The following is a 24897-nucleotide window of genomic DNA, read 5'->3' as shown; positions in this document are numbered from 1 at the left end:
GTCTGCCCGCCGTCCTGAAAAACCGCCTGTTTCATGAACCGGCAGGTTTCGGCCGGTCACGCAATTCCAGGCAGAATACCCCCGCGATGGTTAACGCGACTTTAACCAAGATTGATCGGCTGGAATTCGCTTGGAAAAACGCAAAAGCCCGGACCAGAGGCCCGGGCTTGTGTGATGGTCATCAGAGATTGACGCTGCCTTCGAGAGGCAGTTGCAGCCTCTTACGAGTGGTAGGCAGCTTCGCCGTGCGAGGCGAGATCGAGACCTTCGCGTTCTGCTTCCACGGTGACGCGCAGGCCGACGACGAGATCGACGATCTTGTAGATGACCAGCGAGCCGATACCGCACCATGCGATGGTGACGAGAACGGCATAGACCTGGGTCATGAACTGACCGCCCATCGTGACGCCTTCGGCATAGCCGATACCGCCGAGCGAGGCGGATGCGAAGATGCCCGTGGCAAGAGCGCCGAACAGGCCGCCGATGCCGTGGACGCCGAACACGTCTGCCGTGTCGTCATAGCCGAACTTGTTCTTGATGACGGCAACGAAGAAGTAGCACAGCGGCGAGACGATCAGGCCCATGACGATGGCGCCCATCGGACCGGCAATGCCGGCAGCCGGCGTGATGGCGACGAGACCGGCGATCATGCCCGAGACAGCACCGAGCAGCGAAGCCTTGCCGCGGGTGAAGGTTTCGACGACGCACCAGGAGAGGACGGCTGCAGCGGTTGCAACAAAGGTGTTGACCGTTGCGAGCATTGCGCCGCCCGAAGCTTCGAGGTTGGAGCCTGCGTTGAAGCCGAACCAGCCGACCCAGAGCATTGCAGCGCCGACCAGCGTCAGCGTCATCGAATGCGGAGCCATCATGTCCTTGCCGTAGCCGGTGCGCTTGCCGACCATGATCGCACCGATCAGACCTGCAAGACCTGCATTGATGTGAACGACGGTGCCGCCGGCAAAGTCAAGCGCGCCCCAGCCGAAGATCAGGCCGTTTGCGTCCCAGACCATGTGGGCGATCGGGAAGTAGACGAAGGTAACCCACAGGATGCAGAACAGGATCGAAGCCGAGAACTTGATGCGCTCGGCGAAGGCGCCAATGATCAGTGCAGGCGTCAGAGCCGCAAAGGTCATCTGGAACATCACGAAGATGAATTCCGGAATGACCACGCCGTCGGAGAAGGTTGCAGCCGTCGAGTCCATGTTGACACCCGACAGGAACATTTTCGCCGTACCACCCCAGAAGGCGGAGGTGCTGCCGCCGAAGGCAAAGGAATAGCCGTAGGTGACCCAGATGATCATGATGGCGGCGCCGGCAACGGTGCACTGCATCAGGACCGACAGCATGTTCTTGGTGCGGACGAGGCCGCCGTAAAATAGGGCGATGCCCGGCATCAGCATGAACAGCACGAGAAGCGTGCAGATGAACATGAACGCGGTGTCGCCCTTGTCGGCAACCGGGGCCGCGGCCGCGGCAGCGACTGCCGGTGCGGCAGCGTCCTGCGCAAAGGCGACGGCGGGCGCGGCGAAGGCCGCAGCCGCGGCACCGAGGCGCCCGAGAGTGGAAAATTTGGTGAATTGCATAGCTTGAAGACTCCCCTGTCAGCCGTTCTTACAGCGCTTCAGTATTGGTTTCGCCGGTGCGGATGCGCACGGCCTGCTCGATCGAATAGACAAAGATCTTGCCGTCGCCGATCTGGCCGGTCTTGGCGGAAGAGGCGATTGCTTCAACGGCTTTTTCGACGAGGTCGGTCGGAACCGCGATCTCGATTTTCAGCTTCGGCAGGAAGCTGACCGCATATTCCGTCCCACGGTAGATTTCCGTGTGTCCCTTCTGGCGTCCGTAGCCCTTTACTTCGGTCACGGTAAGGCCCTGGATACCGACAGCGGTGAGGGCTTCGCGCACCTCATCCAGCTTGAATGGCTTGATAATGGCCATTACAATTTTCATCTGGCTTCCCATCCTTTGTTGCTCGGCTCGGGGCCGATTCTCCTGGATCACTGCCTGATCAAGAGCAGCGACTGACATGACACATTCAAGGGTCATGCCAGTTTGAGAAGCCAGATTAAGCTATTGATAAGAATGACCCTTTCAGAACGTCGCCAAATAACGGGCAACGCGCCGGCCAAATTGCGGCGAAAACTTGTGCAGTTTTCTCAAAATGCCCAAATATTATTCATTTGCTCTTTTACGAATCAAACCTTCTTGCGCGACGGATGCGACGAGTTCACCGGATCGACTGTAGATTGCGCCGCGGGTCATGCCGCGCGCGCCGGATGCGCTGGGACTGTCCTGCGAATAGAGCAGCCAGTCGTCGAAACGGATCGGACGGTGGAACCACATCGCATGGTCGATACTCGCGGCCTGGATGGTTGGATCGAAGATCGAGGTGCCGTGCGGATAGAGAGATGCATCGAGAAGCGTCATGTCGGAGAGATAGGCAAGCAGCGCTGCCTGGATCGCCCGGTCGTCCGGCACCGGGCCGGTGGTCCTTACCCAGATATCCTGGCGCGGCTCCAGCTTCTCCTTGGACAGATAATGCGCAAGCGATGTTGGCCGCATCTCGATCGGACGCTCGCGAGACCAGTAGCGGCGCACGGCATCCGAGCCGTGCTTGAGGAACATCTGCTTGAATTCGCTTTCCGGCATCAGCTCTTCCGGCATGGCGACGGGCGGCATCGACATCTGATGGTCGTAACCGCCTTCTTCGATCTGGAACGAAGCGGACATCGAAAAGATGGCATGACCATGCTGGATGGCGACAATCCGTCGCGTGGTGAAGCTCGCCCCGTCCCTGATACGCTCCACTTGGTATATAATCGGCACCAGCGGATCTCCAGGCCGCAGGAAATAGGCATGCAGCGAGTGCACGAAGCGATCGCTGGCGACCGTCCGCTGTGCCGCAACCAGCGCCTGGCCGATCACCTGTCCGCCGAACACTCTCTGCCATCCCGTGTCGGGGCCGGTCCTGCCGCGAAACAGGTTCTCCTCCAGCTTTTCGAGGTCGAGTACTGTCAGCAGTGCGCTGATGGGATCGATCGGGGTAGAAGAACTCGACATTAAGACGGACTCCGGCGGTAGGAAGCGGGCACTTGATGATCTATATCTAAGGCTAAGCGTTTCGAGCTCAAATGGAAACGCCACGAAGTGTTTGACGTGCTCGGGAGTTTTTCAATGCTGGACATGCTGGTTGTGGGTGGTGGTTATGTGGGCCTTGCGGCGGCGGTCGCGGTCAAGCAGGCGGCGCCGCATCTGGAGGTCCAGGTCGTCGAGGCCGCACCGGCCGGTGTCTGGGAAAAGGACGAGCGAGCCTCCGCGATCATCGCGGCCGCCAGCCAGATGCTCGACATCCTCGGCACCTGGGACGAAATCTTGCCGCACGCCCAGCCGATCAACCGGATGATCGTCACCGACAGCCGGACATCCGATCCGGTCCGCCCGGTCTTTCTCACCTTCGACGGCACGATCCAGGCAGGCAGGCCGTTTGCCCATATGGTGCCGAACGTCGCGATGGTGCGCGCCCTGCGCGGTGCCGCCGAACGGCTCGGCGTATCGATCCGTCACAGCCTTTCCGCCACCGGCTTCGAGACGACCGCAACGCATACGACCGTGAAATTTTCCGATGACTCGACCGAGGAAACCCGCCTTCTCGTTGCGTGCGACGGCGTGCGCTCGAAGCTGCGCGACATGGCCGGTATCCGCACTGTCAACTGGACATACGACCAGTCCGGCATCGTCGCGACGGTTGCCCATGAACGCGACCACGAAGGCGTGGCGGAAGAGCATTTCCTGCCGTCCGGCCCGTTCGCCATCCTGCCGCTCACCAACAATCGCTCGTCGCTGGTCTGGACGGAGCGCACCGATGCCGCCGAGCGCCTGATGGCATCGGACGACTTGATCTTCGAGGAAGAGCTGCAGCGGCGCTTCGGCCACAAGCTGGGCGAGATCCGGCTGGTCGGCGGTCGCAAGGCCTATCCGCTCAGCCTCACCCTGTCGCGTGCCTTTGTCGCACCGCGCTTCGCGCTTGCCGGCGATGCCGCCCACGGCATTCATCCGATCTCCGGCCAGGGTCTCAACCTCGGCTTCAAGGATGTCGCAGCGCTTGCCGAGACGATCGTCGAGGCGGATCGCCTCGGCCTCGACATCGGCTCGCTCAATGTGCTCGAGCGCTACCAGTCGTGGCGGCGTTTCGATACGTTCCGGATGGGCGTGACGACGGATGTGCTGAACCGGCTGTTTTCCAACGACGTCACGCCAATCCGTATCGCCCGCGATTTCGGCTTGGGCGTCGTGGAGCGGCTTCCGAAGATCAAGGATTTCTTCATCGGCCAGGCCGCCGGAACGACGGTCAAGGATAACCCGAAACTGCTGAGCGGCCGATCAATCTGAAGGCTGCTCACGGCTCGATCTGAAGGCTAGTCCTCGAGCTTGCGGGCTTCCGACATGAGCATGATCGGGATCCCGTCGCGGATCGGATAGGCAAGCCGCGCGCCTTGCGACACGAGCTCGTTGTTTTCGCGATCGAGCGACAGCCTGCCCTTGGTCATCGGGCAGACGAGAAGATCGAGCAGTTTCGGGTCCACCTTGCTGAGTTTTTCGTCCATGACCGGTCTTTGCCTTACTGCAGCACGTTCGCAGTCCCGGACCCCTGCGCGAGCAGGATCTCGGTGATTGCGATCAACGTATCAGCCCGGCTCTTCAGATCCGGTGCCTCCAGAAGCGCCTGCTTCTCGGCAGGGCCAAAGGGCGACATCATCGACAGCGAATTCACCAGCGTCCGGTTTCCGGCCCGCTCGATGCTTTCCCAGTCCGCCTCCAGCTTGTTGGCGTCGAGATAGGCCTTGAAGACCCGCAGCAGTTCCGGCCGATTGACGGCTTTTTCATCATCCTCGTCGGTCAGATCGGACAGGAAAGGCGCGTGTCTGAACTTGCGGAACGGATGGCCGCCACCGATCTCATCGAGCAGCCTGAAGCGGCAGATCCCGCTGAGCGAAATGATGTAGCGGCCATCGCCGGTTTCGGCAAAGGACGTGATCCGGCCGGCGCAACCGATCGACGACAGCGCCGAGCGCCCGCCGCCGAGCGGCTCATCCGGTTCCATCAATGATGGCTGCACGATGCCGATCAACCTGTCGCCCGCAAGCGCTGCATCGAACAGGGACAGATAACGCGGCTCGAAGATATTGAGAGGAAGCTGGCCTCCCGGCAGGAGCAAAGCCCCAGTCAGCGGAAAGACCGGGATCGTTTCCGGAAGATCCTCCCGCTTCAGATAGCGCGCGTTTCCCACATGCATTGGTCCGATACCTCCCAGACCACATTCACCGGACAAAAATGTCTGTCAGAATCTGGCCGTTGTCCAAACCTGGCCGTTCAGCCAAACCTATAAAACTAATGTGGGGCATCGTCGCCGGAACGCAAGGCTGCGATCCGGCTTAGCGATCAATCGGCAACACAATCAGGAGAACAGGATCGACGAAAGACGACGGCGCCCGGAAATCGTAGCCGGATCTTTCGGCCCCCAGACCTCGAAGAATTGCAGCAGCTGGCGGCGCGCGCCATCGTCGTCGAAGGTGCGGTCCTTGCGCATGATGGTCAGCAGGTGATCGGCCGCCTTTTCGCGTTCGCCCTGGACGTTGAGGATCTTGGCGAGGCTCACGCGGGCCTCGTGATCGTCGGGGTTGGCGGCAAGCTGCTGCTCGAGTGCGACAGGGTCACCCAGCTTGCGGGCTTCCTCGATCTGCTCCAGCTTCTTGGCGACCGCCTGTATTGCGGGATCGGCAGCCATCTCTTCGGGCAGGGAGGCGAGCATCTCGCCGGCGCGGGCCGTTTCGCCCATGCCGATCAGGCACTGCATCATGCCGGCCGCAGCCTTGGGGTTTTCCGGGTCGGCCTGCAGCACGGCGCCGTAGAGCTGTGCGGCACCCTGGATATCGTCCTGTCCGAGCAGGGTTTCCGCATCGCCGAGCACCGCCTCGATCTCGGCCGCCTGGTCCATGCCCTCTGGACCTGCGACCTTTTCGATGAACTCGCGGATCTGGCTTTCCGGAATGGCACCCATGAACCCGTCGACCGGACGGCCATCGGCAAAGGCGATCACGGCCGGGATCGACTGGATCCCGAGCTGTCCCGCGATCGAGGGATGGTCGTCAATGTTCATCTTGACGAGCCTGACGCGACCCTGGGCTTCGTTGACGACCTTTTCGATGACGGGCGTCAGCTGCTTGCACGGACCGCACCAGGGCGCCCAGAAATCGACGAGAACCGGCTGGCTGCGCGATGCCTCGATCACGTCCTTGCCGAAGCCTGCGGTTGTCGTGTCCGAGATATAGCTACCGGCAGCAGCAGGGGCAGAGGAAGCCGCGCGCGCCGGGGCCGCTGCAGGCGTCGAACCGAAGTTCACCGTCGCGTTTTGGCCGCCGTAGTTACCGGCGCCATAGGAGCCACCATAAGGATTGTTCGTGCCGCTCATGAAAGTGTTCTCCCGGAAAAAGTCCAATCGGCACACGGCCGATGCGCATTATGTCTTACTCTGAATTGCAAAGATCGTATGTCAGCCCGTCACTTTCAAGACAAGCGGCGTATGGCCCGTCGCCTCCAGAAAGCGGATAAGATCGTCGCGACCGATCGACGTCGTCGCATCGTTTGAGAGTGGATGGCCATTGATCACCTCTTCGCTCATCAGGTCTTCGTCGAGCACGAACGTGACGTTGTTATCCGTGTCGTTCAGCGCGCCGAACACGGTGACGGAGCCCGGCACGACGCCGAGAAATTCCAGCATCTTTTCAGGATTGCCGAACGAGACGCGACTGGAGGCCCCGATCACCTTGTGGACGGTCTTTAGATCGACGCTGGCATTTTCTTCGACCGTGATGACGAAGAACTGGTCCTTCTTGTCTTTGACGAACAGGTTCTTGGTATGCCCGCCCGGGATCTCGTCACGCAGACTGGCTGATTCCGATACCGTAAACACCGGTGCATGCGCTTTCGTCTTGTGGGCAATATCGAGGCTATCGAGAAAGGCGAACAGGTCTTCTGCGGTTTTTGGCATGATCGATCTTGGCTGCTCTTGAGGTGTTGGCCCCGGCCGGCGGGGTAAGGATGGCGGACTATAGACAGATTGTTCGGACCGGCCAAGATGCACGCTTTGGCGCAAACCCATGTTTCGCAGGGGCTTTCGAAGCTCATGAAAAATTCTTCATCGAGATCGTCATTTCCCTGTTGCATTTGAAAAAAGTCTGGGCCATATACCGCCCGTCGCCGGCAACGAGCGGCACCGACGATCCAGACTACCACCGGGTCGACGGTTTATGAGCGGGTGTAGCTCAGTGGTAGAGCACAACCTTGCCAAGGTTGGGGTCGAGGGTTCGAATCCCTTCGCCCGCTCCAAATTCTCTCTTCAGACGAAAAAACGAATAACGGTATTGGTACCCAGTAGGGTACCTCGTCTATTATCGTCATTCGCTGGCTGCCTGCATCCTCGCAGCCAGACTGAGGCCGCCTTTCGGCAGCCTCAGCCCTCATCGCCTCAGCTCTTCGAAAACACGTAGTCGGTTTCCTGGCGCAGGGTTTCGCCCGGGCGAAGCACTGCATTGGGGAAAGTCTCGTGGTTGATTGCATCGGGCCAGACCTGGGTTTCCAGGCAGAAGCCGGCGTAAGGCGCGTAGGGACGGCCTTCCATGCCGGGCACCGGCAAGGCGAGCTTGAAGCCCGCGTAGAACTGGATCCCCGGCTCCGTGGTGCGCACTTCGAGCTGCACGCCGGAATACAGGCTGCGGGCAAGCGCGACCGAGCGCTTGGCAGTCCTCTCCTCCGAGAGGCAGTAGTTATGATCGAACTTCACCTGTTCGCCATCGGCGCCGGTGCGCTGGATCGGACCCATCTCGCTCAGGTCGAACGTGGTGCCAGCAAGCGGCATCAGGACGCCGGTCGGCACCATCCTTTCATCCACCGCCGTCAACTCAGCCGCGGCGATCATCATGTCGTGGCCGAAAATGTCGGGACGACCGTCGAGATTGAAATAGGAATGCTGGCAGACGTTGGCGGGCGTCGGCTGGTCGGTCACCGTGTCGTAGATCACCGAAAGCACCCCGTCTTCCATCAGCTGGTAGGTCGCAGTGACGGTGCAATTGCCGGGATATCCGGCGCGTCCGTCCGGGTCGGTGATCTGCAGCACGACTCGGTCTTCCGCGTGATCGACGATCGACCAGATGCGCCGGGCGATACCGTCGGATCCGCCGTGCAGATGGGTTACGCCGTCTTCGTTGAGTTCCAGCTGGTATTCTGTGCCGTCGATCGAGAAGCGGCCATCGCCAATGCGATTGGCACAGCGACCCGGCGTGGCGCCGAAATAGGGAGAATAGGCCTCATAGTCCGCAAAGTTGTCGAACCCCAGCACCAAAGGCGGCTCGTGGCCGGCAAGCCGCAGATCCTGAATAACCGAGCCCCAGGTGAGAACCTGGGCTGTCAGCCCGCCGCCCGACAGCGTGATCCGATGCACCGCCTCGCCGCTCTTCGTCGTGCCGAAAATCTCGAATTCATGACCCGTCATAACCCATCTCCCGAATGTTTGCGGCAAACTGCGTGATTTCGGTCAAAGCTGCAACGAGGCCAGCGGAAAAATCCGTCAGGCTATCATCCAGCAAGGATGACGGGGCAGAAACCGGTCTCCATCACTCGGTGCCGATTTTTTCGACGTCGTAAGGCGTCGTCTGGTAGATCTCGTTAATCCAGTTTCCAAACAGCAGATGCGCATGACCGCGCCAGCGGTTGAGCGGAGCCAGCGTATCGTCGTTGTGCGGAAAATAGTCGTGCGGCATCTTGATCGGTATGCCGGCATCGACATCGCGGAAATACTCGTCGGCGAGCGAGGTGGAATCGTATTCCACGTGATTGAACATGAACAACCGCCGGCCGGCCCGCTCATGCACGAGGCAGAGGCCCATCTCGTCGGATTCCATCAGGATCTCGAGATCGTTGCCGGCCTTCTCAACATCCTCCCGACGAACTTCCGTCCAGCGCGACACCGGAACCTGGAAATCGTCGGAGAAACCGTTGAGATAGACCGACGCCGGCGACAGGTTGCGGTGGCGATAGACCCCGAATGCCTTTTCCTTCAGCCCGTGCTTTGGAACGCCGTGGAAATGATAGATGGCGGCCATCGCCCCCCAGCAGACATTCATGGTGGAATGCACGTTGGTGGTGGTCCAGTCGAAGATTTCCTTCATTTCCTGCCAATAGGTGACGTCCTCGTATGGCAGGGTTTCCACCGGCGCACCGGTGATGATGAAACCGTCGAACTTGCGGTGCTTCACCTCTTCCCACGTCTCGTAGAACGACAGGAGATGATCTTCCGATGTGTTCTTGGCCTTGTGGCCGCCGATGCGGACCAGCGAAAACTCGACCTGCAGCGGCGAAGCGCCGACAAGGCGCGCCATCTGCACTTCGGTCTTGATCTTGTTGGGCATGAGGTTGAGAAGCCCGATCTGCAGTGGCCGGATGTCCTGCCTGACCGCCATCGTTTCGGTCATCACGCGCACGCCCTCGGAAACGAGCGTGTTGAAGGCAGGCAGCGTATCGGGGATCTTGATCGGCATCTCTTCAACCCAAAAACAAAAAGCCGGCACGAAGAATCGCAGCCGGCCCGTGGGAAGTTTTTGAAACTCTTCTCGCGGCCCTTTAGCGACTTTTTTTACGTGGCTGCAAGCCGGCCGGCCAAATCACCACGGAATTTCGACTTTTCAAATAATCCTTGCCACGCCCGCCGTCAATGGCAGCAAAAATACCCGCTTTCGCCGCATCAATGCGACACGCGCCTTTCCCTTGTCAGCCGGTTTAGGATAAGGGCATGGGCAATGGCCAACTCGACCTTCACGATCCTGCTCGGCGGTGACCTCACCGTAACCGACCGACTGCAAAAGGCAGTTGCCGCAAGCCGCTTCATCGCGGCCGACAGCGGCATGCGCCATGCAGAGGCGCTGGGTGTGATGCCGGAGCTCTGGGTGGGCGATTTCGATTCCTCCGACGCAGACCTGATCGCGCGCTTTCCGGATGTCGAGCGCCGGACCTATCCGCCGGAAAAGAACGAGACGGATGGCGAGATTGCGACGGCTGAAGCGATCGAACGCGGCGCGACGCGGCTGATCCTGATCGGCGCGCTGGGCGGCGAACGGTCCGACCATGCGCTCCAGCATTTTCTGCATGCGATGAGCCTTGCCGAGCGCGGCCATGACGTTCTCCTGACATCCGGTGAGGAAGAGGCCGTGCCGTTTCTCGCCGGCACGATGACGCTCGACCTGCCCAACGGCACGTTGTTTTCCGTCATCGGTTTCACAGGCCTTGCAGGCCTCGACATTCTTGGCGCGCGCTATCCACTCAAGGATTACACGCTGCCCTTCGGTTCCTCCCGCACCGTGTCCAACGTTGCAGAAGGGCCCGTCCAATTCCATTTACGTGACGGGAGGGCGATGATCCTTGCCCGTCCAAACGATTTTTCCGGAGCATAGACGCCGCATGGCACCGCCAATTCTGAAACTCGACGATATCGTTCTAACCTTCGGCGGCACGCCGCTTCTCAACGGAGCTGCCCTGCAGGTGGAGCCCGGCGACCGCATCTCTCTCGTCGGCCGCAACGGCTCGGGCAAATCGACGCTGATGAAGATCGCCGCTGGCATGGTGGAAGCGCAGTCGGGTGAGGTTTTCCGGCACCCCAATGCGACGATCCGCTATCTCGAACAGGCGCCGGATTTTGCTGGTTACAAAACCGTGCAGGCCTATGCGGAAGCGGGGCTTGGACCTGGCGACGATCCCTACCGCGTCACCTATCTGCTGGAGCATCTCGGCCTGACAGGAGAGGAAGACCCGGTCAGGCTTTCCGGTGGCGAGGCGCGACGCGCAGCACTTGTCCGCGTCATGGCGCCGGAACCGGATATCCTGATGCTGGACGAGCCGACCAACCATCTGGATCTGCCGACCATCGAATGGCTGGAAGACGAGCTGCGCAAGACCCGCAGCGCGCTCGTCGTCATCAGCCATGACCGTCGCTTTCTCGAAAAGGTGTCCAACGCCACAGTCTGGCTGGACCGCGGCACATCCCGCCGCCTGTCGCGCGGTTTCGGCCATTTCGAAGCCTGGCGCGACCAGGTTCTCGAAGAGGAAGACATCGAGCAGCACAAGCTCGGCAAGGCGATCGAACGCGAAGAACACTGGATGCGCTACGGCGTGACCGCAAGGCGCAAGCGCAACATGCGCCGCGTCGGCGAACTGCAGGCCATGCGTGCCGACTACCGTGGCCATAAGGGACCGCAGGGCTCCGTTCAGGCCTCCGTCGCCGAAGGCCGCGAGTCCGGCAAGCTGGTAGTAGAAGCGGAAAACATCACCAAGACCTATGACAAGCCGATCGTCGCGCCATTCTCGATCCGCATCCATCGCGGCGACCGGATCGGCCTGGTTGGCCCGAATGGTGCTGGCAAGACGACGCTTCTCAAGATGCTGACGGGCCAGCTCGCCCCCGATGGCGGCTGGATCAAGCTCGGCACCAATCTCGAAATTGCCACGCTTGACCAGAAGCGCGAGGACCTCGACCCCGCAGATACGCTGTCTCACTACCTGACAGACGGCCGCGGCGAAACGCTGCTGGTCAACGGCGAACAGCGGCATGTCGCGGGCTACATGAAGGATTTCCTGTTCCAGCCGGAACAGATCCGCACGCCGATCAAGAACCTCTCCGGTGGCGAGCGCGCGCGCCTGATGCTGGCCCGCATGCTGGCAAAGCCGTCGAACCTTCTGATCCTCGACGAACCGACCAACGACCTCGACATCGAGACGCTGGACCTCTTGCAGGAAATCGTCGCGGGCTATGCCGGCACCGTCATTCTCGTTAGCCATGACCGCGACTTTCTCGACCGCACCGTGACCTCGACGATCGCCCCGACAGACCCGGATGCCCCTGATGGCCGCTGGATCGAATATGCAGGCGGCTATACCGACATGCTGCAGCAGCGCAAAGGCATGGCCGACGAAAAGCGCCGCGCCGATAAGGCGGAAAAGGCGAAAACGGACAGCACTGCTCCGGCTGCGACCAAGGCAAAGGGCAAGCTCTCCTTCAAGCAGAAGTTCGCGCTGGAAAACCTCCCCAAGGACATGGCCAAGGCGCAGGACGAGATCGCTACATCCGAACGGAAGATGGCCGATCCCAAACTCTTCGCCAAAGACCCGTCGGCGTTTTCGAAGCTTGCCGCAGAAACGGCAAAACTACGCGATCGTGTCGCCAAAATGGAAGAAGAATGGCTGGAGCTTGAGATGCTCCGAGAACAGATTGAAGGATAGTTAAAGAATTCCTATACTTAACAAATAAATATCCACCGTTTTATTTGTCGCGAGCCGGAACAAACATTCCCCGGTGACGTTCGGCATCCATCAAGTGGTCGAAATGCGTAGTGCGGTATGAATGCCGACATGCCGACCAGATGGAAACAAAACGGTTAGGAATGTCCAATGCTGACTAATGTGATGCGTCGTCGGCTGGCGAGTGATGCAATGGAACAGCGCGTTCTGATCGTCGAGGACGAATTCCTGATCGCGCTTGATGTTGCCGAGACTGTCGAGAGCATGGGTCTCAAGGTTGCAGGCTTTGCCAGCGCCCGCAAGCACGCCCTGTCGCTCGGCGCATACGCCGATATCGCGCTGGTCGACGTCAATCTCTCCGACGGCCGGACCGGTCCGGAAATCGGACGCGAACTCGCTGCCGAATACGGCCTGACGGTCATCTTCATGACGGCCAATCCGGAAGACGTGAAAGACGGCGTCGAGGGATCGCTCGGCGTTCTGACCAAGCCTGTCATGCCGCATGTGGTGGAGCAGACAATCGACTATGCTATCGCCAACCGTCTCGGCGGCATGGCGATCGTGCCGCGTGACCTCAAGATATTCCGCAACGACTCCCAGTCAGGCTACGCGCTCAACGCGTGAACCTTGTTGCCAAAGAACTACTAGCAAGAAAGCCGTCCGGCACGCCGGGCGGCTTTCTTGCTATCGCGACTGCTATCGCACGATGCCTTTCGGTCCTTTGGCCCTGAACGCAAGACGGCAGGGTTCGACACCACTTGCCAGACAATTCCTTCACCGTTACATCTAACCCCGCTCTAACGGGGTGCTGCGCGGTAACGCGCGGCTGAGAGGCTTTCAGCCAACCCGCGGAACCTGATCCGGCTAACACCGGCGGAGGGATTAGACGGCTCACGCTCAGCGCCTATTCCCCTTGTAGATTGACTTTGAAGGAGGCGTTGATGCGCAAACTCTTGCTATTGCTCACCGTGGCTGCGGCCACCATCATCATGTCGCCGGCAGCCAAGGCCGAAGACAAGGTGCTGACCATCTACACCTATGAAAGCTTTACTGCCGACTGGGGCCCCGGCCCCAAGGTGAAGGCGGCTTTCGAAAAGACCTGCGCCTGCAAGGTCGAATTCGTGGCTGTCGCCGATGGCGTAGCCCTTTTGACCCGGCTGAAGCTGGAGGGTGAGACGACCAAGGCCGATATCGCGCTCGGCCTCGACACCAACCTGATTTCGGAGGCCAAGGCCACCGGCCTGTTCGAACCGCATGGACTGCAGGCATCGTCCGGGAATGGCGGCATCAGCGTTCCCGGCAATTACGCCGATGATACGTTCCTGCCCTATGACTACGGTCATTTCGCCGTCGTCTACGACACGAAGACCATCACGAACCCGCCGAAGAGCCTGAAGGAACTGGTGGAGGGCGATCCGTCGCAGAAGATCGCGATCGAAGATCCGCGCACCTCGACACCCGGCCTCGGCCTGCTTTTGTGGATGAAATCCGTCTATGGCGACAAGGCGCCGGAAGCCTGGGCAAAGCTGAAGGGCCGCATCCTGACCGTCACACCCGGCTGGTCGGAAGCCTATGGCCTGTTTACCAAGGGCGAAGTGCCGATGGTTCTGTCCTATACGACCTCGCCTGCCTACCACATGGTGGAGGAGAACGAGAACCGTTACCAGGCGGCTGCTTTTTCCGAGGGACATTACGTTCAGATCGAAGTGGCCGGCATGCTGAAGGGCGCCCGTGACAAGGATCTCGCCCGTGACTTCCTGAAGTTCATGGTGTCGCAGGGCTTCCAGGATGTGATCCCTACCACCAACTGGATGATGCCGGTGACGAAGACGTCGCAACCGCTGCCAGACGCTTTCGGCAAGCTAGTTCAGCCGGAAAAGACATTCCTGATGGGATCTGACGAAGTCGCGAAGAACCGCCAGGCATGGATCGACGAATGGCTCAATGCCATGAGCATGAACTGATCGGCTGAACCGGGCATGCTGCTGACCGCTGCCGAGCGAAGACGGGGGATTTCGGGCGGGGTGATAAGCCTCGGCGCGATCGCGCTTTTCGTCGGCATCGCGGTCTCGGCCCTGCTGTCCTGGGACGCCCCTGAAACGCAGGGGCGATTGTTCTCGGCCTATACCGGCCGCATCCTGCAGTTCACGCTGTGGCAAGCGGCGCTATCGACCTTGTTCTCCGTATGCCTTGCCCTTCCCGTGGCGCTGTCACTGGCAAGACGGCCGCATTTCATCGGCCGTATCTGGATCGTGCGGCTGATGGCGTTGCCGATGGGTCTGCCGGTTCTGATCGGTGCGCTGGGTCTGATCGGCATCTGGGGGCGCCAGGGCGCGGTCAATAGTTTCCTCTCGACATTGGGGCTTGAGCAGCCGATCAGCATTTACGGCCTGACCGGTATTCTCCTCGCCCATGTCTTCTTCAACCTGCCGCTGGCCGCCCGACTGTTTCTCGTGGCGCTCGAGCGGCAGCCTGCGGAATACTGGCTGCTCTCCACCAGCCTCGGCATGAAGCCGTTGTCGATCTTCCGTTTCATCGAGGGGCCCGCTCTCATCCGGGTCGTGCCGGGCATTGCCGGGCTGATCTTCATGCTCTGCGCCACCAGTTTCACGCTGGTCCTGATTCTGGGCGGCGGGCCGGCGGCGACGACGCTGGAAGTGGCGATCTACCAGTCGCTGCGCTTCGATTTCGATCCGCCGCGTGCCATCGGACTGGCGGTGCTACAGATCGCCGTGACGGGCCTGATCCTCGCCGCCCTCGCGTTTCTCCCCGCCCCCGACGGCACGCATGTCACTGCCGGCCGCGCCACCCGCCGCTTCGATGGGCGCACATGGGGCGCACGGGCCTGGGACGGCTCGACGATCCTCGCTGCGACGCTGTTTCTCGTCCTGCCGCTTGCCTCGATCTTCATTGCCGGCATCAAGGCCGATCTCTGGCGACTGGCCTCCAGCCCCGCCTTCCTCAACGCAGCCTATACAAGCCTGTCGATCGCGCTCTTGTCAGGCCTCCTGGCCGTCAGCGTCGCGCTGGCGATCATCCATGCGCGCATTGCCATAAAGGATGTCCGCCACCCCGGCATCCCGGCGCGCGGGCTGGCGGCGATGCTGGGTGCGACGTCGTCGCTGGTGCTGCTGGTGCCGCCGGTCGTGATCGGGACAGGCTGGTTCCTGCTGCTTCGCCCGTTCGGAGATGTCTCGCGTTTTGCCCCCGCACTGGTCGCGGCCATCAACATGCTGATGGCCCTGCCCTTCGTGATGCGGGTGCTGGAACCGGCGATCGAGGATCATCGGCGGCAGACGGCACGCCTAGCCGCGAGCCTCGGCGTAACAGGCTTCTCGAGGCTGCGGCGGATCGACCTGCCCTTCCTGATCGGCCCAATCCTTACGGCACTGTCGTTTGCCATGGCGCTCTCGCTCGGCGATCTCGGAGCCGTGGCCCTGTTCGGCTCCACGGAACTGACGACCCTGCCCTGGCTCGTCTACAGCAGGTTGTCGAGCTACCGAACGAACGACGCCGATGGGCTTGCCCTGCTTTTGGGCATGATATGTCTGGCGCTCACGATCCTCGGAAGTCTGAGCCGGCGAAAGGGATACGATGGCTGACGGCATCCGCCTGGAAAAGACTGCGCTGCAACTCGGCACCAAACGGTTCAGCTTCGATATTGCCATGACCGACGGCGCGATTACCGCCGTGACCGGGCCGTCTGGTTCGGGGAAATCGACCCTCTTGAACCTGATCGCGGGCTTCGAGATACCGGAGTCCGGCCGCATCCTGATTGCCGGCGAGGACGTGACCCACGCGCACCCCTCAAAGCGGCCGATTTCGCTGGTGTTCCAGGACAACAATCTGTTCGCCCATCTCGACCTCGTCACCAATATCGGCCTCGGCGTCGATCCGTCCCTCAAGCTTTCCCGTGAGGACAGGGTGAGAATTTCGCAGTCACTCGAGCGTGTCGGGCTTGCAGGATTCGAGACGCGCAAACCGGGAACGCTGTCCGGCGGCGAGAGGCAGCGCGCGGCATTTGCGCGGGTGCTGGTGCGAAAAAGACCCGTCCTTTTGATGGACGAGCCGTTTGCGGCGCTTGATCCCGAACTCAGGTCTTCGATGGCGTCGCTGCTCCTGGACCTGCACCGCGAAACCGGCAATACGGTGGTGATCGTCAGCCACGACCGCGCCGAGGTTCAAAAGCTTGCCGATGTGGTGGTTGCCGTCGACGATGGCACCATCGTCAACTCCGCCGCAAACACGGCTATTCCCTACGCCCGCTAGAGGCCAGTCGACGGAGCGTCGTCACGAATAGAGACAGGCGAAAACCAACGTTATCGCAGTGCCACAATTTGGTCTTGCGGCGATGTCATCGCCTTGGTTTATCAGAAGTCAATTGCAAACGCGCCGGCTGAACCTATCTCTTTTATCTGTGCATGCGATGCGAAAATCGGTACGAAGCGAAGGTGAACAGGACTGACGGTGCAGAAGACACGGATCAAAACACGCGAGGACGCGACACCCGGCAGGACCGGGCAGACCAGCGCACCGCGCCGTTGGAGACGCTTTGCCGTCGTGTTGCTCGCAAGTGCAGCACTCGCAGGCTGCCAGTCCGTGTTCGATCAGGCCTACACGCCGAATGTTTCTCCATCAGACTCGCCGCAGATCGTCGACGAGGTTCAGAAGAACGATCCGCGGGCGCAGATGGGTGCACGCGAGCATCCCCGTATCGTGGCAAGCTATGGCGGCGAATATCGTGACGCCAAGACCGAACGGCTGGTCGCCCGGATTGCCGGCGCCCTGACCGCCGTTTCGGAAAATCCGACGCAATCCTTCCGGATCACTATCCTCAATTCCCCGGCGATCAACGCCTTCGCCCTGCCCGGTGGCTATCTCTATGTCACCCGCGGATTGCTGGCGCTCGCCAACGACGCTTCGGAAGTCGCGGCCGTGCTGTCGCACGAGATGGGCCACGTCACCGCCAACCACGGCATCGAACGCCAGCGGCGCGAAGAAGCCGAAGTGATCGCCAGCCGGGTGGTCGCCGAAGTTCTGTCGAGCGACATCGCCGGCAAGCAGGCGCTTGCCCGCGGCAAGCTGAGACTTGCAGCGTTTTCGCGCCAGCAGGAACTGCAGGCGGACGTGATCGGTGTGCGGATGCTGGGCGAAGCCGGCTACGACCCCTATGCCGCTGCGCGCTTCCTCGATTCGATGGCGGCCTATGCGCGCTACTCGGCGGTCGATCCCGACAGCGACCAGAGCCTGGACTTCCTGTCCAGCCACCCGAACTCCGCCCAGCGCGTCGATCTGGCCCGCCGGCATGCCCGCAATTTCGGCCAGGAAGGCGTCGGCGACAAGGGTCGCGACTATTTCCTCGCCGGCATCGACGGTCTTCTCTATGGCGACAGCCCCCAGGAGGGCTATGTGCGAGGCCAGACCTTCCTGCACGGGGGCCTTGGAATACGCTTCGACGTTCCGCCGGACTTCCGCATCGACAACAAGGTGGAAGCGGTTCTCGCGACGGGACCGGGCGAAACCGCGATCCGTTTTGATGGCGTGGCCGCCGGCGACACCAGCAGCCTGCCGAACTATCTGACCAGCGGCTGGGTGGCCGGGCTTCAGCCGGAAACCGTGCGCGAGACGACCGTCAACGGCCTGCCGGCCGCAACCGCACGCGCCTCTGCCGAACGCTGGGATTTCGACGTGACCGTGATCAAGGTCAATGATCAGATCTTCCGGTTCCTGACGGCCGTTCCGAAGGGCAGTCCCGCTCTGGACACGACCGCACAGATCTTGCGCAACAGTTTCCGCCGCATGACACAGCCTGAAATCACGTCGCTGAAGCCGCTCCGCGTCCGCGTCGTGAGCGTCGGGCCGCAAGATACGATGGCATCGCTGTCAAGCCGGATGATGGGCACCGACCGTAAGCTGGACCTGTTCAAGCTGATCAACGCCATTCCGGTCGGCGCGACATTGTCACCGGGCCAAAAGGTCAAAATCATTTCCGAATGAGGCTTGTATAAAAGCTTCAAAGCGCGGAGGCCGTTTCAAGGGCCTGCGCGCTTTGAAGCATCGTATCGAGATGTCGCGACCGCCAGAGCGGCGCGGGCACAGTGTGTTTAGGACACAAGCGCCATCTGCGGATTTGCGGTGACAAGTGCCGACTTCAGCTTCTCGATCGCGCGGCTTTCGATCTGCCGCACACGCTCCTTGGAAATTCCGAGCTTGGCACCCAGCGCTTCCAGCGTCGCACCGTCATCCGTCAGCCTGCGGGCGCGGATGATCATCTTTTCGCGGTCGTTGAGCTTGGTGAGGGCACCCTGCAGCCATTTCAGACGACGCTCGCCGTCAATCATCCCAGAGACCTGTTCGTCCGGCAGTGGTTCGCCGCTGGCCAGCATGTCGAGGCGTTCGCCACTGTCTGCATCACCGGAAATCGTTGGAGCCTGAAGCGACGAGTCATTGCCGGAGAGACGGGCATCCATGGTCTGCACGTCGGAAACGCTGACGCCGAGTGCGACGGCAATTTCCTCATGGATGGCCTGGGCCGTGAGGTTGGAGTCGCCGCGGGCAAGTTTTGCGCGCAGGCGGCGCAGATTGAAGAACAGCGCCTTCTGGGCTGAACTCGTACCACCGCGAACGATCGACCAGTTGCGCAGGATATAGTCCTGCATGGAGGCACGGATCCACCAGCTGGCGTATGTGGAAAAGCGGACATCGCGGGCCGGTTCGAACCTTGCCGCAGCCTCGAGCAATCCCACATAACCTTCCTGAACGAGATCGCTCATGGGTAGACCGAACCCACGGAATTTCGACGCCATCGCGATGACGAGACGCATGTGGGCGAGTGCAATCTGGTTTCGAGCGCCCTGATCCTGGCGGTCTTTCCAACGGATTGCCAGATCACGCTCTTCCTCGCGGGCGAGATACGGAGCCGACATCGCTATCTTGATCATTGTGCGGTCTGCGGACATGGCTGTCATAGTGTTCTCCGTGGTGCCGTGATCGACAAAGGGCAGAACCAAAAAAAACGCTGAATTGCGGGATTACCGATATTCCAGCCTTGATTTTTGCGAATTTCTGCCGATGTCCCTCAAGTGTCTCGCGGAGGTCTTGGACCGGTTAGGCAATCGCCCCGCTATTGGTTAGGACGGAGAACACGCAGCACGATGCAGCATTAAATTCGCCGTTCCGGCGGGTTAACGCGTTTGTGTTGTAAAGGTTCCAACAAAAAACCCGGCACTAGGCCGGGTTTTTGGTGTTGTCTTTCAGAGACAAAATCAGGCTGCTTCTTCTTCCTGAGCTTCATCTTCCTCGACTGTCTTGCCGCGCTTGGGACCCTTGGCAAGGTTGACCTCGATCAGGCGAACAGCTTCCGTATCGGACATCTTGTTGACGGCGGCAATTTCGCGCGCCATGCGATCCAGCGCCGCTTCATACAGCTGACGCTCGGAATAAGACTGCTCGGGCTGGTTTTCGGCGCGGAAAAGATCGCGCACCACTTCTGCAATGGAAATCAGATCACCGGAATTGATCTTGGCATCATATTCCTGTGCGCGACGCGACCACATCGTGCGCTTCACGCGGGCCTTGCCCTGGACCACCTTCAGTGCACGTTCGACGAAATCCGTCTCGGAGAGCTTGCGCATGCCGATGCTCAAGGCCTTGGCGACCGGAACCTTCAGGCGCATTTTGTCCTTTTCAAAATCGATCACGAAAAGCTCGAGCTTCATGCCCGCGACTTCCTGTTCTTCGATAGAGGTGATCGTGCCGACGCCATGCGCAGGATAAACAATCGATTCACCAGTTCTAAAGCCCTGGCGTGCGGGAGAATTCTTTTTCAGTTGGGTCGTCATTCGATTCACAAACTCCCTTTGACTCACCCGTTTTATCGGGTCTGGGGAAACCGGGTCTGTCAGGCCCGGATGAGACGGGGGAAACCGTCGGGTCACTCCATACTGATCCGACAACGCGCGCAAAAACAGACCAACTCGCGAAACGGCGACGACAACATCAAAGTGTTGCAATGTCACGGGGAACGCGGGGAGCGATCTGTTTCTTTCGTGATGTTTTTCGGGCACGCGAGTGCCACCTTGTGGAACAGTGAGTAAGCTCTACCACAAAAAAGTGCGGAAATCAATAATTTGCTTTTATTCTTGCAAGCCGCGTGACAGTCGGACAGTGCCCAACCAAAAGACAGCTGATTCGAGCGGGTGACGGGCGCACCGTCACCATCCGGGTTTAATCGCCGGAACCTGGCTCTGCCGAGAAATACTTTTCATACTTGCCTTCTTCGCCGTCCATTTCCTTGGCCTCCGGAAGCGGATCCCGCTTCACGGTGATGTTCGGCCAGATCTGCGCGAAGTCGGAGTTCACCTTCAGCCACTTGTCGAGACCTGGTTCCGTGTCAGGCTTGATGGCCTCAGCCGGACATTCAGGCTCGCAAACGCCACAATCGATGCATTCGTCCGGGTGAATGACCAGAAAGTTCTCACCTTCGTAGAAGCAATCGACCGGGCATACTTCGACACAGTCTGTGTATTTGCAGCGGATGCAATTGTCTGTCACGACGAATGTCATGCGAAACTCCGAATATCGCAGATTGCGGCACGCTGCCGACGAAAGGTGCGGCAGGCGAAAAGCCGGCAGGCTTCAGCACTCAAGGAAGTCATGCTTTTCGAGTGTCACCTAATGCCTTTGCTGCAACTGCGCAAGAATAAACCGTGCGTAAAAACCGGGTCTTGAGGGCGGATTTTCTAAACCTAGTTTTCGCCCGCTTCGGGAAACAGGCGTTCGGTCTCCCGCCTTTCCTTCTTCGTCGGACGCCCGGAGCCCGGCAGGCGTTGCGCCTGCTCGAACGCCGTCAACTTCTGGCGTTCCTCCGGAGGCGGCGTCAGATCTTCGTAGAGAAGCCGCGCCTCTTCGAACGGTCCGCGCCGATCACCCCCGGACTTGACGACCAGAACGACATCGCGCCGTTCCAGCTTGATGTCGAGGCGGTCCCCGGTCTTGACCTGATAGCTTGGCTGAGACACCAGCGCGCCGTTGATCCGGATGCAGTTGGACTGGATCAGCGACTGCGCGATGGAGCGTGACTTTGCCATGCGCGCGAAAAAGAGCCACTTGTCGATGCGCTGTCGCGAACCTGCATGCAGCTCTTTTTCAACCATGCGCCTACTTCTTCATCTGCTCCTTGAGAGCAGCAAGCTTGGCAAAGGGCGAATCCGGATCGATCGGCTTTTCCTTGCGCGGTGGCTTGGCCTCAAAGCGAGCGGGCTGCGGTCCCTTGTTACGGTCCGGACGATCGTTACGATCTCCGCGCTCGGGACGATCGCCCCGGTTTTCAGGCCGACGGTTGTTGTTGTCGCGGTTTGGACGACCACCGTCACGGCGCTCGCCATCCCGACGACCATCGCGACGGCCTTCCTTGGGAGCGGCTTCGCCCTGGGGGCGGGCTTCCTGGGTGCGGCCTGCTGAGGCAGCACCGGCATTGCGCTGACCCTGGCCGTTACCACGGCGATCACCCTGCTGTGGCCGACCACCCTGGCGCTGGCTGTTCTCGCGACCGCCACCCGGGCGCCACAGGAGAACAGGCTTTGCTTCTTCGGGTTCGACGGCAGCGGCAGATTGAGTCGAGGCGGCTGTCTCGGCCTGAGCGTCCGGCTCGGCCGTTGCAGGTGCCTCAACGGTTTCAGCTTCCATGGAAGCGGCGACGTCAGGCGCTGCAGCTTCTTCACTCGCAGCGTCTTCTGCAGGAGCAGCAGCCTCAGCAGGCGCCACAACCTCAGCGGAAGCTTCGGTTGCTTCAGTTTCTTCGCCCTGATCGCCTTCGGCAGTCGGTGCGGCCTCGTCTGCTGCAGCCGTTGGCGTGGCAGGGGCAGCCGCAGCTGGCTCCTGGCCAGCCAGGAATGCCTGCGCCTCTTCAGGCTTCACGGCATCGGCGCGATAGCCGAGGCCTTTCAGAATTTCTTCCATATCGTCAGGCGTTGCGCCGAGGATCGACAGCATGGCTGTCGTCGTCACGAAGCGGCGACCGTCATAGGCGCCTTCTGGACGCGGGCTGGAGCCCGGCTTCCACTGCAGCAGCGGACGGATGAGATCGGCCAGACGCTCGAGAATGTCGATACGAACGGCACGCTTGCCGAGGAAGCGGAAACCGGCGAGCTTGTAGAAGGTACGCTCGAAAGCAGGATCCGCGACGACCGATGTGCGGCCGGCAGCAAGCGCCGGAATGAGATCGCCGTAACCCGGCTTGTCGATGCCGTCGTTCTTCAGCGCCCAGAGAAGCGTGATAAGCTCGGCCGGAGCAGGCTTCAGCAGCGCCGGCATGAACACATGGTAGGCGCCGAAGCGGATGCCGTAGCGGCGCATCGAAGCGCGCGCATCCTGATCGAGCGTCTTCACGTCTTCGGCAACATCGCGCCGGAACATGACGCCGAGGTTTTCGACCAGCTGGAAGGCCAGGCCCTTGGCGAGACCCTGCAGGTCTTCAGCGCGCGACAGATCGTCCAGCGGCTTCAGCACGGTCGCAATGTGATGGTTCACGAAACGCTCGATGCGCGCAACGACGTGTTCGCGGGCATTGCCGGTCAACTGCTCGTCGGCAAGCAGGATCAGGCGCGGGCGCATGATATGGTCGCTTGACGCAAGCCGGCCGACAGGTTCGCCGAGCCAGCGCACGGAACCGTCCGAGCCGACAGCAAGGTCGTTGTTGCCGGATGCATAAAGCCGCGCGGCGCGTGCCTCGAACTCCAGCGCAAGCGCCTTTTGCGCGGCACCCTGGACGGCCTTCGCATCTGGACCCTCCGTGCCGGCTATAGGCGTGAATCGGAATCCAGCCAATTGCCCCACATGATGGCCTTCGACGAAGACATCCCCATTCACACTGATTTCAGCTTCCAGCATCGCATTCTCTCTTAGGCGCTTCATGAGCACAGATGTCCTGCGATCAACAAAGCGTTTCGTCAACCGTTCATGTAACGCGTCCGACAACCTATCCTCGATTTCCCGTGTCTTTTCTTGCCAGTGTGTCGGATCGGCAAGCCAGCCAGGGCGGTTCGAAACATAGGTCCAGGTACGAATCTGCGCGATTCGGGCCGACAGGGTGTCGATTTCTCCGTCGGTCCGGTCGGCGCGGCGAACCTGTTCTGCCATGAATTGCTCGTTCACCGTGCCGAAGCGCACAAGATCCGAGAAAAGAGTCGAAATGAGGTCTGCGTGTTGCGCAGGGGCAATCCGCCGATAGTCCGGCAGAGCGCAGGCCTCCCACAATTTTTCCACCCGCTCCGGCGTTGTCGCCGTATCGCGGATTTCTGCGTAGCGCGACAGATAGTCGAGCGCCTGGATATCGATTGCCGGCAGCGCGCGGGCAAGCCCCGCCACGGTCGGCGGCCGGTCGAGACTGGCACGCAGAGCGGCAAGCGAGGAATAGTCGACGCTTTTCGTGCGCCACTGCAGCACTTTCACCGGCTCGAAATGATGACCCTCGATCCGCTCGACCAGTTCGTCGTCGAACGGCTGGACCTGCCCGGTGACACCAAAGGTTCCGTCACGCAGGTGGCGGCCCGCACGCCCGGCAATCTGCGCCATTTCGGACGGATTGAGATTGCGGAACTGATAGCCGTCGAACTTGCGATCCTGAGCGAAGGCAACGTGATCCACATCGAGATTGAGGCCCATGCCGATCGCATCGGTTGCGACGAGATATTCCACATCGCCTTCCTGATAGAGAGCGACCTGTGCATTGCGGGTGCGCGGGCTCAAGGCGCCAAGCACGACAGCCGCACCACCGCGCTGGCGGCGGATCAGTTCGGCGATCGCATAGACCTCTTCCGCAGAGAAGGCGACGATCGCGGAACGCTGCGGCAGGCGGGTGATCTTTTTCTGACCGGCATAAAACAACTGCGAGAGGCGCGGCCGTTCGACCACGGTGATCCCGGGAAGCAGCCGTTCGAGGATCGGCCGCATGGTGCCGGCACCGAGCAGCAACGTCTCCTCGCGTCCGCGAAGATGCAGGATGCGGTCGGTGAAGATGTGCCCGCGCTCGAGATCGCCGGCCAGCTGTACCTCGTCGATAGCGACGAAGGCGGCCTTTGTCTCGCGCGGCATCGCCTCGACGGTGCAGACGGAAAAGCGCGCCATATGCGGCGTGATCTTTTCCTCGCCCGTGATCAGCGCGACATTGTGATAACCGACCTTCTCCACGACACGCGTATAGACCTCGCGTGCAAGCAGGCGAAGGGGCAGACCGATGACGCCGGAACCGTGCGCAACCATGCGCTCGATGGCATAATGGGTCTTGCCGGTATTGGTGGGGCCTAGCACGGCCGTGACGCCGCGGCCGCTGAGAATCATGGGCTGAGAATGCAAAGCCAGTTCCTGCTTATCCGCCGATGCGATCCTCCACGGAAACGCAATCGCAGTATCAGATGGCCATGCTCGACGATAAACGCAAGCCGATATGTTGTCCTCGACAAGGCGAGACCACGATTTCCAGGATCAACATGTGTACGATACGCACGCCAGTTTCGTTCGAACAAACGTGAACGAATCGGCGACGATTGCGGATTC

At 60.7% G+C, this 24897-nt stretch carries 23 protein-coding genes, 1 tRNA gene and 2 riboswitches; of the genes, 10 read left to right on the top strand and 14 right to left on the bottom strand.

Translation table 11 applies throughout. From position 1 onward, the window contains the following. Window positions 1-221: 221 nt before the first annotated feature. From AC0JZ8_RS07055 to tesB, 3 genes are all read right to left on the bottom strand, one after another. Window positions 222-1583 carry an ammonium transporter gene (locus tag AC0JZ8_RS07055; protein ID WP_062462266.1) on the bottom strand — a complete coding sequence of 454 codons (1362 nt, stop codon included), beginning with the start codon at window positions 1581-1583 and terminating at the stop codon, window positions 222-224. A 28-nt stretch (window positions 1584-1611) separates the two neighbouring features. After that, a complete protein-coding gene (locus AC0JZ8_RS07050) occupies window positions 1612-1962 on the bottom strand; it encodes a P-II family nitrogen regulator (protein ID WP_062462263.1) in 351 nt (116 codons plus the stop codon). Window positions 1963-2172: 210 nt separating this feature from the next. Then, the gene (tesB, locus tag AC0JZ8_RS07045) at window positions 2173-3060 is read right to left on the bottom strand and encodes an acyl-CoA thioesterase II (RefSeq protein ID WP_471892143.1); all 888 of its coding nucleotides are present in this window, start codon (window positions 3058-3060) and stop codon (window positions 2173-2175) included. A 114-nt stretch (window positions 3061-3174) separates the two neighbouring features. Here tesB and AC0JZ8_RS07040 point away from each other — a divergent pair, with 114 nt between their 5' ends. Beyond that, window positions 3175-4389, top strand: coding sequence for a ubiquinone biosynthesis hydroxylase (locus AC0JZ8_RS07040; RefSeq protein ID WP_471892142.1), 1215 nt, complete (start codon window positions 3175-3177; stop codon window positions 4387-4389). A gap of 26 nt (window positions 4390-4415) precedes the next feature. Here AC0JZ8_RS07040 and AC0JZ8_RS07035 read toward each other — a convergent pair whose 3' ends face one another. From AC0JZ8_RS07035 to AC0JZ8_RS07020, 4 genes are all read right to left on the bottom strand, one after another. After that, a complete protein-coding gene (locus AC0JZ8_RS07035) occupies window positions 4416-4604 on the bottom strand; it encodes a Trm112 family protein (RefSeq protein ID WP_062462256.1) in 189 nt (62 codons plus the stop codon). 14 nt (window positions 4605-4618) lie between these two features. Then, the gene (locus tag AC0JZ8_RS07030; RefSeq protein ID WP_062462253.1) at window positions 4619-5293 is read right to left on the bottom strand and encodes an LON peptidase substrate-binding domain-containing protein; all 675 of its coding nucleotides are present in this window, start codon (window positions 5291-5293) and stop codon (window positions 4619-4621) included. 162 nt (window positions 5294-5455) lie between these two features. Continuing rightward, complete coding sequence (trxA, locus tag AC0JZ8_RS07025) at window positions 5456-6469, bottom strand: thioredoxin (protein WP_471892141.1); 1014 nt, start codon at window positions 6467-6469, stop codon at window positions 5456-5458. Between the two features lie 81 nt (window positions 6470-6550). Then, window positions 6551-7048, bottom strand: a complete 498-nt coding sequence (locus AC0JZ8_RS07020; protein ID WP_471892140.1) for a prolyl-tRNA synthetase associated domain-containing protein — start codon at window positions 7046-7048, stop codon at window positions 6551-6553. Between the two features lie 50 nt (window positions 7049-7098). Between AC0JZ8_RS07020 and AC0JZ8_RS07015 the strand changes: the two genes are divergently transcribed. Both AC0JZ8_RS07015 and AC0JZ8_RS07010 read left to right on the top strand, forming a co-directional pair. Further along, entirely contained in the window at window positions 7099-7311 is a 213-nt protein-coding gene (locus tag AC0JZ8_RS07015) for a hypothetical protein (RefSeq protein WP_209902384.1), read from the top strand. Then, window positions 7312-7386, top strand: a tRNA-Gly gene (locus AC0JZ8_RS07010). It begins immediately after the preceding gene. A 139-nt stretch (window positions 7387-7525) separates the two neighbouring features. Here AC0JZ8_RS07010 and AC0JZ8_RS07005 read toward each other — a convergent pair. Both AC0JZ8_RS07005 and metA read right to left on the bottom strand, forming a co-directional pair. Then, window positions 7526-8548 (bottom strand): aldose epimerase family protein, encoded by a 1023-nt coding sequence (locus AC0JZ8_RS07005; protein WP_062462241.1) that lies wholly within the window; start codon window positions 8546-8548, stop codon window positions 7526-7528. Window positions 8549-8669: 121 nt separating this feature from the next. After that, window positions 8670-9593 (bottom strand): homoserine O-acetyltransferase MetA, encoded by a 924-nt coding sequence (metA, locus tag AC0JZ8_RS07000; protein WP_062581576.1) that lies wholly within the window; start codon window positions 9591-9593, stop codon window positions 8670-8672. A 62-nt stretch (window positions 9594-9655) separates the two neighbouring features. After that, window positions 9656-9733: riboswitch (SAM riboswitch) on the bottom strand. A gap of 118 nt (window positions 9734-9851) precedes the next feature. Here metA and AC0JZ8_RS06995 point away from each other — a divergent pair. The 7 genes from AC0JZ8_RS06995 (at window position 9852) to AC0JZ8_RS06965 (ending at window position 18339) form a co-directional block, all read left to right on the top strand. Next, the gene (locus AC0JZ8_RS06995; protein ID WP_471892139.1) at window positions 9852-10502 is read left to right on the top strand and encodes a thiamine diphosphokinase; all 651 of its coding nucleotides are present in this window, start codon (window positions 9852-9854) and stop codon (window positions 10500-10502) included. Window positions 10503-10509: 7 nt separating this feature from the next. Then, on the top strand, window positions 10510-12324 hold the full coding sequence (locus AC0JZ8_RS06990) for an ABC-F family ATP-binding cassette domain-containing protein (RefSeq protein ID WP_471892138.1): 1815 nt from the start codon (window positions 10510-10512) through the stop codon (window positions 12322-12324). Window positions 12325-12492: 168 nt separating this feature from the next. Then, entirely contained in the window at window positions 12493-12966 is a 474-nt protein-coding gene (locus AC0JZ8_RS06985) for a response regulator (RefSeq protein ID WP_062462225.1), read from the top strand. Window positions 12967-13133: 167 nt separating this feature from the next. After that, a riboswitch (TPP riboswitch) is annotated at window positions 13134-13241 on the top strand. A gap of 27 nt (window positions 13242-13268) precedes the next feature. Continuing rightward, window positions 13269-14306 carry a thiamine ABC transporter substrate binding subunit gene (gene thiB, locus AC0JZ8_RS06980; RefSeq protein ID WP_471892137.1) on the top strand — a complete coding sequence of 346 codons (1038 nt, stop codon included), beginning with the start codon at window positions 13269-13271 and terminating at the stop codon, window positions 14304-14306. A gap of 15 nt (window positions 14307-14321) precedes the next feature. Next, entirely contained in the window at window positions 14322-15944 is a 1623-nt protein-coding gene (gene thiP / locus AC0JZ8_RS06975) for a thiamine/thiamine pyrophosphate ABC transporter permease ThiP (protein ID WP_471892136.1), read from the top strand. Then, the gene (locus AC0JZ8_RS06970) at window positions 15937-16611 is read left to right on the top strand and encodes a thiamine ABC transporter ATP-binding protein (protein ID WP_471892135.1); all 675 of its coding nucleotides are present in this window, start codon (window positions 15937-15939) and stop codon (window positions 16609-16611) included. The genes thiP and AC0JZ8_RS06970 overlap by 8 nt, the downstream gene beginning before the upstream one ends. A gap of 213 nt (window positions 16612-16824) precedes the next feature. Beyond that, window positions 16825-18339 carry a M48 family metalloprotease gene (locus AC0JZ8_RS06965; protein WP_471893335.1) on the top strand — a complete coding sequence of 505 codons (1515 nt, stop codon included), beginning with the start codon at window positions 16825-16827 and terminating at the stop codon, window positions 18337-18339. 107 nt (window positions 18340-18446) lie between these two features. Here the strand turns inward: AC0JZ8_RS06965 and AC0JZ8_RS06960 are convergent, their stop codons facing one another. The 5 genes from AC0JZ8_RS06960 to AC0JZ8_RS06940 form a co-directional block, all read right to left on the bottom strand. After that, window positions 18447-19310, bottom strand: a complete 864-nt coding sequence (locus tag AC0JZ8_RS06960; protein WP_062462213.1) for an RNA polymerase factor sigma-32 — start codon at window positions 19308-19310, stop codon at window positions 18447-18449. Window positions 19311-19607: 297 nt separating this feature from the next. Beyond that, window positions 19608-20183: a CarD family transcriptional regulator gene (locus tag AC0JZ8_RS06955; RefSeq protein WP_062462212.1), complete on the bottom strand. Its 576-nt coding sequence runs from the start codon at window positions 20181-20183 to the stop codon at window positions 19608-19610. A 385-nt stretch (window positions 20184-20568) separates the two neighbouring features. Beyond that, on the bottom strand, window positions 20569-20907 hold the full coding sequence (gene fdxA, locus AC0JZ8_RS06950) for a ferredoxin FdxA (protein WP_062462209.1): 339 nt from the start codon (window positions 20905-20907) through the stop codon (window positions 20569-20571). A gap of 182 nt (window positions 20908-21089) precedes the next feature. Further along, on the bottom strand, window positions 21090-21497 hold the full coding sequence (locus AC0JZ8_RS06945) for an RNA-binding S4 domain-containing protein (RefSeq protein ID WP_062462206.1): 408 nt from the start codon (window positions 21495-21497) through the stop codon (window positions 21090-21092). Between the two features lie 4 nt (window positions 21498-21501). After that, window positions 21502-24702, bottom strand: a complete 3201-nt coding sequence (locus AC0JZ8_RS06940; protein WP_062462202.1) for a helicase-related protein — start codon at window positions 24700-24702, stop codon at window positions 21502-21504. Window positions 24703-24897 lie beyond the last annotated feature (195 nt).

Source organism: Velazquezella soli, assembly GCF_977018685.1.
The sequence above is the reverse complement of the archived record's forward strand: the minus strand, read 5'-3'. Positions and strand labels throughout refer to the sequence as shown.

Bases quoted from the DNA above. Each gene is read 5' to 3' on its own strand.
- AC0JZ8_RS07055 (WP_062462266.1), bottom strand. From the start codon at position 1,583: ATGCAATTCACCAAATTTTCCACTCTCGGGCGCCTCGGTGCCGCGGCT.
- AC0JZ8_RS07050 (WP_062462263.1), bottom strand. From the start codon at position 1,962: ATGGGAAGCCAGATGAAAATTGTAATGGCCATTATCAAGCCATTCAAG.
- tesB (WP_471892143.1), bottom strand. From the start codon at position 3,060: ATGTCGAGTTCTTCTACCCCGATCGATCCCATCAGCGCACTGCTGACA.
- AC0JZ8_RS07040 (WP_471892142.1), top strand. From the start codon at position 3,175: ATGCTGGACATGCTGGTTGTGGGTGGTGGTTATGTGGGCCTTGCGGCG.
- AC0JZ8_RS07035 (WP_062462256.1), bottom strand. From the start codon at position 4,604: ATGGACGAAAAACTCAGCAAGGTGGACCCGAAACTGCTCGATCTTCTC.
- AC0JZ8_RS07030 (WP_062462253.1), bottom strand. From the start codon at position 5,293: ATGCATGTGGGAAACGCGCGCTATCTGAAGCGGGAGGATCTTCCGGAA.
- trxA (WP_471892141.1), bottom strand. From the start codon at position 6,469: ATGAGCGGCACGAACAATCCTTATGGTGGCTCCTATGGCGCCGGTAAC.
- AC0JZ8_RS07020 (WP_471892140.1), bottom strand. From the start codon at position 7,048: ATGCCAAAAACCGCAGAAGACCTGTTCGCCTTTCTCGATAGCCTCGAT.
- AC0JZ8_RS07015 (WP_209902384.1), top strand. From the start codon at position 7,099: ATGGCGGACTATAGACAGATTGTTCGGACCGGCCAAGATGCACGCTTT.
- AC0JZ8_RS07005 (WP_062462241.1), bottom strand. From the start codon at position 8,548: ATGACGGGTCATGAATTCGAGATTTTCGGCACGACGAAGAGCGGCGAG.
- metA (WP_062581576.1), bottom strand. From the start codon at position 9,593: ATGCCGATCAAGATCCCCGATACGCTGCCTGCCTTCAACACGCTCGTT.
- AC0JZ8_RS06995 (WP_471892139.1), top strand. From the start codon at position 9,852: ATGGCCAACTCGACCTTCACGATCCTGCTCGGCGGTGACCTCACCGTA.
- AC0JZ8_RS06990 (WP_471892138.1), top strand. From the start codon at position 10,510: ATGGCACCGCCAATTCTGAAACTCGACGATATCGTTCTAACCTTCGGC.
- AC0JZ8_RS06985 (WP_062462225.1), top strand. From the start codon at position 12,493: ATGCTGACTAATGTGATGCGTCGTCGGCTGGCGAGTGATGCAATGGAA.
- thiP (WP_471892136.1), top strand. From the start codon at position 14,322: ATGCTGCTGACCGCTGCCGAGCGAAGACGGGGGATTTCGGGCGGGGTG.
- AC0JZ8_RS06970 (WP_471892135.1), top strand. From the start codon at position 15,937: ATGGCTGACGGCATCCGCCTGGAAAAGACTGCGCTGCAACTCGGCACC.
- AC0JZ8_RS06960 (WP_062462213.1), bottom strand. From the start codon at position 19,310: ATGACAGCCATGTCCGCAGACCGCACAATGATCAAGATAGCGATGTCG.
- AC0JZ8_RS06955 (WP_062462212.1), bottom strand. From the start codon at position 20,183: ATGACGACCCAACTGAAAAAGAATTCTCCCGCACGCCAGGGCTTTAGA.
- fdxA (WP_062462209.1), bottom strand. From the start codon at position 20,907: ATGACATTCGTCGTGACAGACAATTGCATCCGCTGCAAATACACAGAC.
- AC0JZ8_RS06945 (WP_062462206.1), bottom strand. From the start codon at position 21,497: ATGGTTGAAAAAGAGCTGCATGCAGGTTCGCGACAGCGCATCGACAAG.